The sequence below is a fragment of the Streptomyces aureus genome, assembly GCF_000725495.1.
Classification (GTDB): domain Bacteria; phylum Actinomycetota; class Actinomycetes; order Streptomycetales; family Streptomycetaceae; genus Streptomyces; species Streptomyces aureus_B.
This window is the reverse complement of the sequence record NZ_JNZD01000015.1, coordinates 158,275-172,842: the sequence shown is the minus strand read 5'-3', so window position 1 is coordinate 172,842 and position 14,568 is coordinate 158,275. Positions and strand designations below refer to the sequence as shown.

The following is a 14,568-nucleotide window of genomic DNA, read 5'->3' as shown; positions in this document are numbered from 1 at the left end:
CTCAGCCCTCGATCCGGATGGCCTGGAGCGGGCAGACGTCGGCGGCTTCCTCGACCTCGTCGCGCAGCGCCTCGTCCACGTCGGAGACGTAGGCGAGGTGGCCGGCGTCGTCCATCGAGAAGACGTCGGGGGCGGCGAAGACGCACTGGCCGTGGTCCTGGCACTTGATCATGTCGACGACGACCTTCATGGCCGGTCCTCCTGGGGATGCGGGCGCCTGAGCAGGGTGAGATGAGGGAAGAGAGGGGCCCGACCGATGTCGGAGCGGGCCCCTCGGCCAAAGGGATGCGAAGCCGCCTCCCTGACTCGTTTGGCTTCAAACAACATAGGAAGCCGTTGGACCCTGGTCAATACCTGTCCAGGTGGATAAATTCTTGTCGTGACCCCCTTGCGGGGCAAGACCCCGGCTCATACCGTTCGGATTCAAACGACCGACTCGGGGTCCGACCCGGGGGTGTCGTTCGGGGCAGCCCGGACCAGGCCGCAGCGCCTGGTGCGGCGCCTCGCGGAGGCGGGGCCTCATCCGTGTACGGGACGTGTATCCGGGTGGGGCGACAACGCCGCGAGGCCCGTGCCAGGCCCTGCGGACCCGGGCTGATCCGAACGGCACCCCCGCCTCCCCCGCACCCCGGCTCCCGTTCTCTGCACACCACGCGTCCCCGGAGCCTCAGACCACGGGGACATCCCACCTTTCCGCCAAGGAGACAACGGTGAGCGCATCCGACACCCCAGACATCCGCCGGCACATGGAGCGGCTCGCCGCCGAGGGCGTCGACGTGGTCCGGGTCGTCTATCCCGACCTGATCGGCACCGACCGCGCCCGTGACGTCCTGCTCGACCACCTGCCCTCGGCCTGCGAGCACGGACTGGCCTTCTGCCGAGCCGTCTACCACACCACCCCCCAGGGTGACGTCGTCCCCGTCGCGGGCGGCCTGGACGCCGGCCTGCCCGACGTGTCCGTACGCCCCGACCTGGCCACCGCGGCCGTCCTGCCGTGGGAGCCCGGCGTCGCGACCTGCCTCGGCGAGGTCACCGACCCCGCGACCTCGGCCCCCGCCCCCGAATCACCGCGCGACCTGCTGCGGACCGTCCTGGCCCGGTGCGCCGAGCAGGGGCTGCGCCCCGTCGTCGGCCCCGAGCTGGAGTACTTCCTGCTGGAGCCCGCCCCCGGCACCCCCACCGGCTGGCGCCGCTCCCCCGAGACCACCGGCGCGGTCTACACCGCGGGACTGCGCGCCGACCCGGGCAACCACCTGCTGCGCACCCTGCGCGGGCTGCGCGACCTGGGCCTCGGCGTCGTCACCGGCAACCACGAGTTCGACGGCGGCCAGTACGAGATCAACCTGACCCACTCCTCCGCCCTGGACGCCGCCGACCGCGCCTTCCGCTTCAAGGCGGCCGTCAAGGAGCTCGCCCGCCAGGAGGGTAACCTCGCCACCTTCATGGCCAAGCCCTTCGGTGACGCCGGCGGCTCCGGCTTCCACCTCCACCTGTCCTGCGAGGACACCGAGGGCCGCAACGTCTTCGACGACCCCACCGGCGCCCACGGCCTGTCGGCCACGGCCCGTCACGCCATCGCGGGCATCCTCGCCCACGCCCCGGCGCTCGCCGCGCTCGCGAACCCCACCGTCAACTCGTACAAGCGCTTCGGACCCGACACCCTCGCGCCCTGGCTGATCGACTGGGGCCTCGACAACCGCAGCTCCATGGTCCGCATCCCGCCGGAGCGCGGCTCGGGCGCCCGCCTCGAACTGCGGCTCGGCGACGCCAGCGCCAACCCCTACCTGCTGATCGCCGGAACCATCGCCGCCGCCCTGCTCGGCGTCCTGGCCGGCGAGGAGCCCGAGGCCCCGCTGGAGGGCTACGGCTACGACACCACCCGCTCCGCCCTGCTGCCTACGAACCTGGCCGCCGCGCTCGACGCGCTGGAGGCGGACACCGCGCTGACCGACATCCTCGGCAAGGACTTCACCACGTCCTTCCTGACCTACAAGCGCGACGAGGTCGAACGCTTCGGACGGCACGTCACCGACTGGGAGTTCACCGAGTACGCCTACCACCTCTGAACCCGCCGAGCCCCGCCCAGGAGAACCACCATGACCAGCCCCACCGTTCCCGCCACCCCCACCACCCAGGCCGAACTGCGCGCCGCGCTCGCCGAGCCGCTGCCGCTCGAAGAGGTCGACCTCGCGAACCTCGACAACTTCGCCGACGGCATCAAGCCGTGGCGCATGTTCCACACCCTGCGCCACGAGGACCCGGTGCACTGGCAGCCCGAGGAGGCCCCCAACTCCGGCTTCTGGGCGGTCACCCGGCACGCCGACATCGCCCGGGTGGACCGTGACGCGGAGACGTTCACCTCGTCGAAGTTCGTCAACCTCGAAGAGCTCGACGACGACCAGATCACGAAGCGGGCGTCCATCCTGGAGCTCGACGGCGTCCGCCACCGCGCGATGCGCAGCGTCATCCAGCGCCAGTTCGGCGCGAGCGTCATCAACAGCTACGGCGACTTCCTGCGCGGTCTGACGGCGCAGACCCTGGACGCGGCCCTGGCCAAGGGCACCTTCGACTTCGTCTCCGACGTCTCCGCCGACTTCCCCATCAACGTCCTCGCCCGCCTCCTGGACGTACCGCCGGAGGACAACCAGCAGCTCATCGACTGGGGCAACCGCATCATCGGCAACACCGACCCCGACTACGCGGACGTGCTGCTGCACAGCGCGGAGAGCGACAAGTACCGCGACCTGCCCTTCCGTTCGCCCGCCTCCCTCGAAGTCTTCGAGTACGGGCGGGAGCTGGCCCGTCAGCGCCGCGGCGGCAACGGCACGGACCTGGTTTCCAAGCTGGTCAACACCGTTCCGCGCGACGGGATCCCGCTCTCCGCGCAGGACTTCGACAACTACTTCCTGCTGCTGGTCGTGGCCGGCAACGAGACCACCCGCCACACCATCTCGCACTCGATGCTGGCGCTCCTCCAGCACCCCGAGCAGCTGGCCCGCCTCAAGGACGACCCGTCCCTGATCCCTGGCGCGGTCGAGGAGTTCCTGCGCTGGGCCTCCCCCGTCTACCACTTCCGCCGCACCGCCACCCGGGACGTCGAACTCGGCGGCAAGCAGGTCAAGGAGGGCGACAAGGTGGTGATGTGGTTCGCCTCCGGCAACCGTGACGAGGAAGTCTTCGGCAACCCCTACGACTTCGACGTCACGCGCGCCGACAACGACCACATGACCTTCGGCAAGGGCAGCCCGCACCTGTGCCTGGGCAACCTGCTCGCCCGCACCGAGATCCGCATCATGTTCGAGGAGCTGATCCCGAGGATCGCCGACATCAGGCTGGCCGGCGACGCACCCCGCGTCCTGTCCAACTTCGTCAACGGCATCAAGAAGCTGCCGGTCGAGGTCACGCTCGCCTGACACCCCCGGCCGCCGCGACGGCAGGAAGCAACACCGGCACAACACGACACGGCTGTCCCCCCGCCCCGCCGGACGGGGGGACAGCCGTGTGCGCGACTGGCTCCGGCCCTACTTCACATCGACGTAGTCACCCGCGGCCGTCTTGGCACCGGTGGTCGTCGTACCGGCGAAGTTCCAGCGCCAGTAGCCGTCGACGGAGGCGGTGACCGTGGTCTTCAGAGTCCCCGTGCTGCTCGTCTTCACCGTCTTGACCGTGGTGTAGGTGCTGGAGCCCTTCTTGCGGAACTGGAGCTTCACCGACTGGCCGGTGTAGCCGTGGTACTGGTAGTCGTCCCAGTTCGCGCGCTTCAGCGTGCCCGTCACGGTGATGGTCCTGCCCTTGGTCACGGGCTCCGGGGACGCGTTGACCGTCAACGTGCTCGCACGCTTGAGGCGGAAGCTGTCGATGCGGTCGTCCCAGCGGTAGTCGTCGTCCAGCGCGTCCACCCAGGAGCCCACGTACCAGGTGCCCGCCCGGTCGTTGTCGAGATCCACCCGGGGGTCGAAGGTGAACGAGTGCGTGCACTCGCTGTCGGTCTCGCAGATGGTCTCGTCGTTGGCGTAGCCGGCGCCGGGACCTTCCAGGTCGGTGTCCGCCGACAGCAGGCCCGAGTCGTCGTAGGCGTAGATCGTCACGTCGAAGGTCTTCGCGGCCGTGGTGCCGATGACGACGTCCGAGCCGTGGTTGACGGTCACACCGAGGATCTCGGTGTCGCCGTAGCCGCCGTCGGCGTGGGCCGCCGGCGCCACGAGGCCGACGACCCCGAGCGCGGCGGCGACAGACAGCGCAACGCGCTTGCCCATGTGGTGGTTCTCCTTGCTGTTCAGGCCACGACGTCACCGGTGCGCGTCGTGACCTCGTCCTCGCGGGCGGCCGCGACGGCGCGCGTTCTTCCTCGGCACCGGACGGTGCCGAGGAAGAACGCGCGCCGCGGGCCACGGGTGAACTGCGAGTTTCGCAGAAGGGAACGGGACTGCGCAGCACCTGTGACGATCTTGTGACGGTTTCGAAAACGCGCAGCTCGGAGGCCCTTGCCGAGCGGAGCTGCGGCGCCGTCAGTGATCCGTCTCCCGGTGCAGCTTGAGGAGGTCCACTCCGTAGTCGTTGCCGTTGGGCGTGCGGACGATGGTGTGGATGTGCTGCTGGGTCGGGGTGCCCTGGGGGCCGCCGCCCGGTCCGCCGGGTCCCGCGCTCGCGCTCGCGGAGGCGGACTCGCCGGCGGACGCCGAAGGCGAGGCCGAGCTGCTCGCGTCGCTCTCGTGATATCCGAGCGGGGACTCGGCGTCGTACTCGATCAGTACGACGGGACTGTGGACGCGGTAGTAGAACGCCGAGTCGTCCTCGTGCTCGCCGATCCAGTGGAAGTACGTGTCGTCGAGGTGCCTCTCGATCTCGCGCAGCCGGACTCGTGCGTGCCCTTCGTCCTGGTAGCCCACGTACACCTCGGCGAGGTCGAGCAGCAGTCTGCGCTGCCCGCGGTTCAGGGCCGATCCCCTGACGCCCGCGTACGGGATGACCGCGTTGTCCTGGCCGGCGCCGGCGACGAGGTCGGTGCCGGACTTCTGCGCCGTGGAGAGCGCCTGGGCGAGCTGCGTCTCGTCCAGGGAGCGCAGGAGCGCGAGCCCGGCCAGGGTCTCCTCCCGGAAGAGGTGGTAGTCCTTCCCCTCGTACGTGATCTTCGTCGGCTCCGAGCCCATGAACGTCGGGGTCATCACCACCTGGTCGCCCAGGACGAAGTAGTTGATGACGAGGTGGTGGCCCTCGAACTGGAAGCCCCAGGCCTCGGTCGCCGACGGGGTGCCCATGACGGTGAACCAGTAGGCGTCCTCGTTGAGCGCCTTGGAGGTGTCGCCCTCGTACTCGCCGAGGAACTGGTTGAGCTTGCGGATGCTGTCGGCCTGCTGGAGCCCGCGCGCCGACAGTGACGCCCTGAGCAGCTTCATGCCGAGCGCGTACTGCTTGCCGGTCAGATCGCGCAGGGCCACCCCGTCCCGGTCGTTGGAGTCGACGTTGGTCCAGTCGAGCCATTGGTCGGAGTCGACGTCGAACAGCGTGGCCGCCTTCTGGGCGTCCGTGAGCGCGTCGAGGAAGGCGCGGGCGGCGCGGACCACCGGGACGGTGGAGACGCCGGTGGAGTGGACGGCGTACAGGTCATCGAGGACCGTGCCGTCCGTGGTGACCCCGACGAAGTCGTCGTAGGCGATCGTCTGGCCGAACCCGCCACCGGGCGGCGGGCCGGACGGGGTGGCGCTCGCGGTGGCGTCCGCGGAGCCGGCCTCCTCGGCATCGGCGGTGGTGGCGACGTAACCGCCCATGACAGCGACGGCCGAGACACCGCCCGCGAGGAGCGCCTTGTTCAAGAACCACCGGCGGGAGCGGTGGGCTGCCTGGGTACGCGGCTTGTGCGCGCGATTTTCGTTGACCATGCCGACAACAATTTCGTCAACACTTTGCGGTGCGATGGCAGCAGCCTGTGTACGGCATAGGAATCCGAGGCACACCTGTGAACCGGGACTCGTGCCGAGCTCCCCCAACACCGCAGCTGCACGCGATTGTTGGGCCGACATGCCGATCGAAGCCGGGGGCGGGCACGCGGCCCCCACAGGGAAATGCTGACGCGATCAGCCGAGTCCGCCTTGGCATGACTCAAGCCCCCGGGGCACCCCCTTCCCGGCCCGGCGACCGCAGGCCGCTCACGCTTGCACACCCCTGACCACGGTCGGAAACACCGTTTCCCGGCTGAGGAAGGCGAGTTGGGCCCGCTTCTCCGGGAGGTGGACGTCGGGGAGGTCGACCTCCGGGAGCAGGACCACCGGGCCGGGGGTGAAGCCCTGGCGGTGGAAGCGGGCGATGGCCTTCTCGTTGCGCACGTCGGGGTCGACCACCACGCGCTCGCGGTCCAGGCCCAGCAGGACATAGGTCGCGGCCGCGCCCAGCAGAGCCGTGGTCCAGCCCGGACGTCCGCCGTCCGGTCCGGCCGGCGCGAGCAGCAGGTGGACGCCGATGTCGCCGGGTTCGACCGGGTAGCACTCACCGACGCGGTCGGCCGTCGGCTCGTACGTCTGCAGGAGCGCGGCCGGCTCGCCGTCCCTCACGAGAAGGTAGGCGTGATGCGTGTCGAGCGTGGCCATGTGGGCGTATATCTCACCGACTTGATCCGGTGTCAGTTCGCGCATGCCCCAGAAGGCGGCCCGGTCCGTGGTCACCCAGCCGTGGATCAACGGGCCGTCGAGCTCCGCGTCCACGGACAGGACGCGTACGGCTCCGTAGCCCTCGACGAACTGCTCATGCAGGGCCGCGCGGGTCCCATAGGGGTCGGACATCGGTCTGTTTCTCCTTGCCTCCGGCCGGTCGCGGACGCGCCCCGGCGGTTCCTGTGACCCGTCTGTGCGCCACATGGTCATATTAGGTTAGGCTCACCTAACTATTGACCGGGGTGTCGTACCGAAGGGTGAAGAGGACATGGGGCAGGGACAGGGGCGGGGCTGGGAGGGCGCGGTTCTCCGACTGATGCGCGCGAAGGACTACGTGTTCACCGTGACGGGTGCCGAGGACGTCACGCCGGAGTACCGACGGCTGCACTTCACCGACGGCGGCATGCTGGCGGCGACCGGTGTCCACCCGACCATGTGGGTACGACTGTGGTTCGACAACGCGGGTAAGCCCCATCAGCGGGCGTACACCCTCGTCGACCCCGACCCGGCGGCCGGCACCCTCAGTCTGGAGTTCGCGCTGCACGAGGGGTGCGCGAGCGACTGGGCCCGGGCGGCAAAGCCCGGCGACACGGTCGAGGCGACGGTGCAGGGCACGGGTTTCGAGTCTCCCGAACCCGCGCCCTCCCATGTCGTCGCCGTCGCCGATCCGGCCTCGCTGCCCGCGCTCAACTCCCTGCTCGGCGCCCTGGGTCCGGTCCCCGCGACGATCTGGTTCGAGGGCAGCCTGGAGGGCCTGCCCTACCGCGCCGCCGCGCACCACGACGTACGCCAGGTGGAGCGCCGGGACGCCGGACGCCATCTGGTCGAGGAGGTCAAGGCCGCCCTGCCCGACCTGCTCAAGGACACCGCCCGGCCGTACGTGTGGATCGCCTGCGACACCGCGACCACGCGTGCCCTGTCGGCGCACGTCCGCAAGGAGTTGTCCGTACCGCGGCAGCGGGTCAACGCGCTGGGGTACTGGCGCGCAAGCTGAGCACCCACCGGCGGCAGGTCCCTCACTCGGTCGGACGGCGTCCGACCGAGTGAGGGCTTGGACGCCGTCCGGCCGATCGTGGGTGGTCGGCGCCGTCCGCCGGAGCACCCTGGCACGGTTCACCCCGTACCGCCCGTTCGGCGGCGCTGAAAGCGGGACGCGCCAGGAACCCATCCTTCATGCAGTCCCTCACGCAGCACGCCGTGCCCACCGACGCACCCGGGCGATACGAACCGGCCGGATTCGTACCGGCTGGAGACGAACCGGCGGGATCCGAACCGGCGGGATCCGAGCCGGTGGGCGCCACCCCGCCCGTTGCCGCGAAGCCGGGGCCTCCCGGCCCTGCCCCATCTGATGGATCCACCGCGGCTTCCGGGTCGACCAGGCGCCCCAAGTCCCCCGGCGAGCGCGGCGCACACGGCGACGGTCTGGATGCCCGACTGGCCGCGGTCAAGGACGAGATGGACGCCCGTCTCGCGCTCGCCGCCGTCGCCTACGAGGTCAACACGGCGCACATCGAGACGCCCCCGGTCGACTGGACCCGCATCGGCGCTCCACCGGCTCCGGCCGCCCTGCCTCTCACCACTCCCCCGGGCCCCGATCCGAACGCCACGCCGGTCGCGGCCCTGTTGCACCGCGCGTCGCTGCGGCTGCGGACGGACGGCTGGTGCGCGGGAACGCTGACGGACGAATACGGCTCGCTGTGTTCACAGGGCGCGATCCGCAAGGAGTCGGCCGGCGACCGCGACCTCGAGGCGCAGGCCATGACCGTCCTGCTGGAAGCCATCCGCAGACGGTTCGGCCCCCACGTCGAGTCCGTACCGTCCTTCAACGACTCCTGGGGCACCGGCCGCGAACCGACCCGCATGCTGGAGCAGGCCTCCGTCCTGGCCGACTCGCGCGGCATCTGAATCCGCGTACCGCGCGGACGAAACGGGCCTAGCGGTCGAGGTCAGACCGGACCGAGGACAGTCCGGACCGTGGACAGTTCGGTTCGGACCGTGGACAGTTCGGAACCCTCAGCTCCCCCAACTCTGGGCCCACGCCCGTTCGAAAAGCACCGGTACCGGCAGGTGCGGCACGACCGCAGTGTGCGCCGTGGACCTGTGCTCTCGCGCGTTCGGCAACAGCCGTTGCTTCGACCGCTCCAGCGGCAGGCGCGGCGCCTTGGCCTCCTGCCAGGGGCCGGGCAGGAACAGAGTGCGTCCGGCCCGGGCCCGGTCGGCCCGAATCACCCGCCCGGACACGGCGAGTTCGGTGTGCGCGGCCCTGAAGCGGGCGGGCTTCCACCCGGTCCACTGCTTCACGTTCCGGTCGGTCGGGTCGGGCAGGGCGAGCAGCATCAGGTACAGGGCGGCCGCGTCGGCGCCGAGCCCGTAGGCCGTCGAACACTCTTCCACCAGCCGGGGTACCGAGCGGCTGGGGTGCTGTTCCCAGCCGGTGACCCTGCCGTCGTCCGCGGTGAGATGCGCGCCCAGCTGCGCGAAACCGGGCGACAGCAGCATCCGCAGGTCGGCCAGGCCCGGCAGACCGGACGGGCCCGGCAGCCACTGGGAGGGCTGTGCGGCGTCCAGGTAGGCGTCCAGCCGGTCGAGGAGCGGGTCGTCGGGGCCGGTGAGGGCGGCCGGGTCGACCCGTACGTGCCGGACCCTCGTGTACTCCGGGTCGTCCTGCCAGGACAGGGCCCGGTGCGTACTCACCTCCAGCCCCAGGGACTCGAGCCGGGCCGGTGCGTTCAACAGATGGTTGGGCCGGGTCGAGAACAGCGTCAGCGGGCCGGGACCGGCGTCCAGCGCCTCCCGCAGCCGTGCGACGGTGGCCCCGACGGCCGGTCGCAGCGGATCACCGGCCGGGGTGCGGTACGCCGTCCAGGCGGCGGCCCTCACGAGTCCGAGCAGGTCGGCCGTGCCGGGGTGGGGGGACTCCGATGTGCCCTCGCCCGAGACAAGTGCCCTGCCGCCCGAGGCCACATGACCCAGGAGGGCGGCGAGACGCGGGGCCGGCCACCACGGTTTCGCCGGCCTGGTGGGGCCGGAGAAGGCCGGGGCCTCGGCCTTGGGCCGGACGAACTCCTTCCCGGCGAGCGGCAGCAGCGCCCTGGGCACGGGCAGGGGCGCGCCGAAGCGGTCCTGCCACCAGTCGGCGGCCCGCTCGACGTCCGGGCCGTCGGTCCACAGCCGTTCGGGATCGTCGGGCAGCAGCCGGTCGTAGAACTCGGTGAACTCGTCGGCGGTAAGCAGGCCTTGCAGGCTCCGCGTGGCCGCGTGCGGGTCCGCGTCCTTCACCTGCCATATGTCCTCGTGCCAGGGGGTGCTCCGATGGGTGAGGCCGGTCTTCTCCGGGCCCTCCTGGTGCCCGGCGCAGTTCGGCCGTGCGACGAGCAGGACGACCGCCTCCACCACGTCGACACCGAGCCGGTCGGCGAACGGTGCGACCAGCGTCGGCCGGGCGGGCACGGGTCCTCGCTCCTGGCGATGCTCGGCGAAGCGTGCGTACCAGGAGGCCGGGCGCACGGGCCGCAGCAGCTCGGTGTGCACGACTTCCGCCCCTGCCGCGGCCATCGGCCCGTCCACGGGGAAGTCGCCCTCGGGCGCGAACTCCAGCAGTGTCCGCTCCCGCCGGTTGAACTCGATGACGACGGCGACCGAGGTGGGTGTGCGAAAGGCCCGGCCCCGGTCCGGCAGCCACTCCCCGTCGTTCCGTGCGGTCACCCATACGATCCGCCAGCGGCCCCGCTGCTCCGGGTCCGCGACGAAGGGCAGCCGGGCGTAAGCGGCATAGGCGTCGGCAGTGGCGGCGGAGCCCGGGCGGACGTCACCGAGCGCGGCTTGCTCCAGCGTCACCAGGGCGGTGAAGGCGTGCAAGGACAGCAGCGGGTCACGGGACCGACCGACGCCGATCTCCACGGTGTGGGAGTTCCCCTCGCCCGTCCACACGGGCCGGTCCGAACCGGCGAGCGCGATCAGTCCTTCGCAGGCCGAGACGAGTCCCTCGGAGAACGGCGGCGCTACGGCATCACCGGCCGGGCCCGCCGCGGCCTCGGGGACCTCCGGAGCCGCGGGGACCTCTGGGGCCAAGGGGACTTCTGGGGCCGAAGGGGCCTCCGGGGCCGCGGCGGCTTCCGGAGCCGCGGCGCTGAACCACCGGACCAGTCGCGCCAGCCCGACCCGGCAGTTGATCGCCGTCTGGAGGGTGTCGGCGGCCTGCCGTGACTGCGGGTCCTCCAGCCCGGGCCACAACCGGGCCACCACGTCCATGACGGCGGGTCTGGGCGGCAGGAGGTCGCCGACCGGCTCCGGGGGCAGGCCGTCGATCAGTTTCTCCAGCTCCGCGCGGTCCGCGGGGTCCGCGCCGTCCGGCAGTTCGGACGTCAGCAGCCCGATCACGTCCACGGCGGCGAACTCGGCCGCGGTGTCGTCGTCCTTGAGCACGATCTCCACCGCGACGCCGGCATGCACGAACCGGCCCAGGAGCTGGGTCAGTCCGGCCAGGTCGACACCGCGGCTCAGCGCGGCGCGCTCCTGCGCGCACCACTCCCGAAGCAGTTCCCGGCCCTCGTCGGCGGCGAAGAGCGGGTGCAGCTCCTTCCAGCCCTTCTTGTCGTACGGACGGTACGGGCCGTAGTAACCGCTGTGGCCCAGGGTCTCGTGGAGCACATCGTGCAGCGCCGCGCGCAGTTCACGTCCGAAGCGCGGGTCGTCCCACACCTGGCGCATCCCTGGGCGGTGCCTGACGTCCAGGTCGTTCATTCGGGCGGACATCAGTCGCTCGGGCGGGTCGGCCAGCGGGACTCCGTGTTCAAGGCAGAGGTCGATCAGATCGAGCGGCAGGGGTCGGCGCAGGCCGGGGCCGGTCGGATGGGGTTCGTAGAGGATCTCCACCGGGATCTGCTCGGCGGCCAGCCTGGGGACGAGGCGGGTCGCGATACCGTAGAGCGTCCCGTCGAGCGGTACGAAGTCGTGCTGGGAGAAGACACAGTCGGTCAGCCAGCGCGCGGCCTCGGCGGCCGGCACTCCGGGGAGTTCGCCGCACAGCCGGGCCAGGGCGCCGCTGCGTTCCAGCATGTCGACCCAGTGCGCGGCGTCCGTACGCCGGTCCGGCCGGCGCCATGACAGCACGTCCGCAGCGACCGTCTCCGGCTCCCGCTCGCACAGCAGGTCGAAGGCACGGCCCTTGAGCGCGTCCGACCAGAAGCCGTCGTCGTGCGCCGGACCCCGCCGCACGATCCCGGCCTCCCCCAGCACCGTGGCCAGCTCCTCCTCGGGGTCCAGCCCGGCGGCCCTGGCCACCTTGCGCACGTCCGTCGCCAGCTGGGCGTACGGACCGCCCAGAGTTCCGGAGGCGGCCGCCAGTGCGATCACGATGTCGCGGAAGGCGGCGGCCCGTTCGGGTGTGGCCACGCCCTTGACGCTCAGCTCCTTCGCCCGCGCGCGCAGCGCGGTCGGTGCGACCGCCCCGGCCCGGGCGAATCTGAGGTAGCGCGCGTCCAGCCAGTCCTGGTCCATCACCAGGGCCTGTTCCCGCTCGGCCTTGCGCGCGCGGCCGAAGTAGGCGGCGGCCGCTTCCGGGATGCCTCTGGCACAGGTGCACAGATACCGTTCGGCCATCGCGTCGAGGAACAGCGGCAGCAGCTCCGGCCCGGACTTCTCCAGGTCCTTGAAGTACCGGTCGGTCTCCGTCTTGTTCAGGGCGAGCCAGCTCAGCCGGTCGGCCTCCGCCAGCACCGTCTCCTCCCGCCCCGGCCACGCGGCGAGCGCGCGCTCGGGGAAGGGAAGCTCGAACGGCCGGTCCGCGTCGGCGACGGTGTCGGCGGGGATGCCGGTGCGGAATCCCTCGACCCGCTCCCACTCGTCGTAGGCCATCACCCGGTCACGGTAAGGTGCCACGTCCTCGTGCATGACCCGCGTGATCCGCCGCCCGGTCACGGCGTGCGCGTACACCCGGGCGACCAGCCCGTCGTCCCCCGCCGGTTCCTCGGCGAGGGCGACGCCCTGCTCGGCGAGCGCGTCCCGCCACACCGGATCGTCCTCGCCCAGCCGCGCCGGGACGGCGACGCCGGCGAGCGCCCACCGGCCGGCCAGTTCCCCGCATTCCTGCCGGTGCCGCCTTGCCCACCGGCGCAGTTGAGCCATCCGCAGCACCTCGCGATGCCCTTGGAGCACACCGGGCACCTGCTTGAGCGCGCGCCCGCGCGGGTTGAGCCACACCCACCGCAGTTCCTCGTCCAGCCCGCCCGTGTACCCCTGGACGACGAAACTCCACACCAGCACGGCACGCCCCCGTTCGCCTCACGTGTTGCCACTCTAGGAGCCACCACTGACAGCCCGGACCCGGCCCTCGGAGCACCCGGCGGACCACCGGCGATCACCAAAACCCACTGCCAAGCGGTCTAGCGGAACGCGGCGACATACCTCCGCGCCCAGTCGGCGAACGTGCCCGGGGCTCGGCCGAGGACCCGCTCCACGTCGGGGCTGACGCGCTGCTCGGCCGGGGTGGGCTCGCCGAGGATGGTGAGCGTGGTGTCGACGACGGGCTCGGGCATGAACCGCAGCATCATCGCGCGGGCCTCGTCCCTGGTCTGCTCCACGAACCGGACGGGTTCACCGAGCGCGTCCGCGATCGCCTCCGCCTGCCGGCGGGGCGTGACGAGCTCGGGTCCGGTCAGCTCGTAGACCTGTCCGGCGTGGCCGTCCTCCCGCAGGGCCGCGGCGGCGACCTCGGCGATGTCGTCCGGGTCGACCGTCGGCAGACCGATGTCGGCGAACGGCGCGGCGACCACCCGGTGGGCGCGGACCGACTCCGCCCAGGCGTAGGCGTTGGAGTCGAAGCCTCCGGGCCGCAGGATCGTCCACGTCGTCCCGGACTGCCGTACCGCGTCCTCGATGGCACGCGCGGTGTCCCCGTGCGAGGCCGAACCGGGCCGGGTCGCGACGCCCTGCGAGGAAAGCAGGACCACGTGTCCGACGCCGCCAGCCTTGGCGACGTCGAGGATGTCCCGTGGGTTCAACCGGTGTGCGCTCGGGCCCCCGTTCTGCAGGAAGAGCGCGTCGGCGCCGTCGAGGACCGGCCGCAGGCTCTCCGCGTCGGCCAGGTCGGCCCGTACATGCGCGACGCCCTCCGGCACATCCGTACCCGTGATCCCGCGGGAGGTCGCGGTCACCCGCGCGCCTGTCTCCGCGAGCGTCCTGACGAGCGATCGGCCGACGTTCCCGGTGGCCCCCGTCACTACGAACATGAACAACTCCCCTGTCGATTCAGCATGGTTGACCGCCCAGACGGCGGGTGACGTCCGCTCCGAGAGGTGCTCTCGGGGCGACACGGGGACGCTAACACCGCCGATATAGTAGGTACCTAGAGGAAAGTGACTATCCCGATGGGGTGTGGGGTGCGCATGAACGGCAGCACGGACCCGGCGGCAGCCGCCGCGACCGACCCTCGACTCGCCTGTCCGACCAGCGGGGTCGTGGACATCGTGTTCAGCCGGTGGACCACCCCGATCATGTGGACCCTCAACGCACACGGCCGGCTCCGTTTCGTCGAGCTGGAACGGCTGATCGGCACGATCACTCCGAAGGTGCTGACGCAGCGGCTGAGGCAGCTGGAACGCGACGGCATGGTCGTCCGCACGTACCACCCCGAGGTCCCGCCCCGGGTCGAGTACGAGATCAGCGAGCTGGGCCGCAGCCTGGCGCCCCTCTTCGCCCACCTCTCCGAATGGGCGGCGGCCAACCTTGACAAGGTCGAGCAGGCGCGCCAGGACTACGACACCGAAGCCGACGGGGCGACGACGGCGGCGAGGCACTAGTCGGCCCCGCTCCCTCCGCCCACCGGAGCATGACGGCCGGTCACCATCCCACGGCCGAAGTCGCGTTGTCAGTGGTGGCAGATACGTTCGAGGTCTTGGAACCGCTGGTGCACGACAGGAGT

Annotated in this window: 11 protein-coding genes; 5 read left to right on the top strand and 6 right to left on the bottom strand. The window is 71.3% G+C overall.

The window, feature by feature from the left end; translation table 11 throughout:
• Position 1: 1 nt before the first annotated feature.
• The gene (locus IO36_RS21875; RefSeq protein WP_037622194.1) at positions 2-190 is read right to left on the bottom strand and encodes a ferredoxin; all 189 of its coding nucleotides are present in this window, start codon (positions 188-190) and stop codon (positions 2-4) included.
• Positions 191-710: 520 nt separating this feature from the next.
• Here IO36_RS21875 and IO36_RS21870 point away from each other — a divergent pair.
• Positions 711-2,066 carry a glutamine synthetase family protein gene (locus IO36_RS21870; RefSeq protein WP_037622193.1) on the top strand — a complete coding sequence of 452 codons (1,356 nt, stop codon included), beginning with the start codon at positions 711-713 and terminating at the stop codon, positions 2,064-2,066.
• A 30-nt stretch (positions 2,067-2,096) separates the two neighbouring features.
• On the top strand, positions 2,097-3,413 hold the full coding sequence (locus tag IO36_RS21865; protein WP_051900798.1) for a cytochrome P450: 1,317 nt from the start codon (positions 2,097-2,099) through the stop codon (positions 3,411-3,413).
• A gap of 108 nt (positions 3,414-3,521) precedes the next feature.
• Here the strand turns inward: IO36_RS21865 and IO36_RS21860 are convergent, their stop codons facing one another.
• The 3 genes from IO36_RS21860 to IO36_RS21850 form a co-directional block, all read right to left on the bottom strand.
• Positions 3,522-4,256: a hypothetical protein gene (locus tag IO36_RS21860; RefSeq protein ID WP_037622192.1), complete on the bottom strand. Its 735-nt coding sequence runs from the start codon at positions 4,254-4,256 to the stop codon at positions 3,522-3,524.
• Positions 4,257-4,508: 252 nt separating this feature from the next.
• Positions 4,509-5,879 (bottom strand): DUF3500 domain-containing protein, encoded by a 1,371-nt coding sequence (locus IO36_RS21855; protein WP_037622191.1) that lies wholly within the window; start codon positions 5,877-5,879, stop codon positions 4,509-4,511.
• A 267-nt stretch (positions 5,880-6,146) separates the two neighbouring features.
• Positions 6,147-6,776, bottom strand: coding sequence for a GNAT family N-acetyltransferase (locus IO36_RS21850; RefSeq protein WP_037622190.1), 630 nt, complete (start codon positions 6,774-6,776; stop codon positions 6,147-6,149).
• A 139-nt stretch (positions 6,777-6,915) separates the two neighbouring features.
• Between IO36_RS21850 and IO36_RS21845 the strand changes: the two genes are divergently transcribed.
• Positions 6,916-7,641 carry a siderophore-interacting protein gene (locus tag IO36_RS21845; RefSeq protein ID WP_037622189.1) on the top strand — a complete coding sequence of 242 codons (726 nt, stop codon included), beginning with the start codon at positions 6,916-6,918 and terminating at the stop codon, positions 7,639-7,641.
• Between the two features lie 461 nt (positions 7,642-8,102).
• On the top strand, positions 8,103-8,552 hold the full coding sequence (locus IO36_RS21840) for a DUF6197 family protein (RefSeq protein ID WP_051900797.1): 450 nt from the start codon (positions 8,103-8,105) through the stop codon (positions 8,550-8,552).
• Between the two features lie 108 nt (positions 8,553-8,660).
• Here IO36_RS21840 and IO36_RS21835 read toward each other — a convergent pair whose 3' ends face one another.
• Positions 8,661-12,911, bottom strand: coding sequence for a hypothetical protein (locus IO36_RS21835; RefSeq protein ID WP_037622188.1), 4,251 nt, complete (start codon positions 12,909-12,911; stop codon positions 8,661-8,663).
• Between the two features lie 119 nt (positions 12,912-13,030).
• Positions 13,031-13,876 carry an NAD(P)H-binding protein gene (locus IO36_RS21830; RefSeq protein WP_037622187.1) on the bottom strand — a complete coding sequence of 282 codons (846 nt, stop codon included), beginning with the start codon at positions 13,874-13,876 and terminating at the stop codon, positions 13,031-13,033.
• Positions 13,877-14,032: 156 nt separating this feature from the next.
• Here IO36_RS21830 and IO36_RS21825 point away from each other — a divergent pair, with 156 nt between their 5' ends.
• Positions 14,033-14,446, top strand: a complete 414-nt coding sequence (locus tag IO36_RS21825; RefSeq protein WP_037622186.1) for a winged helix-turn-helix transcriptional regulator — start codon at positions 14,033-14,035, stop codon at positions 14,444-14,446.
• The last annotated feature ends 122 nt before the right edge of the window (positions 14,447-14,568 follow it).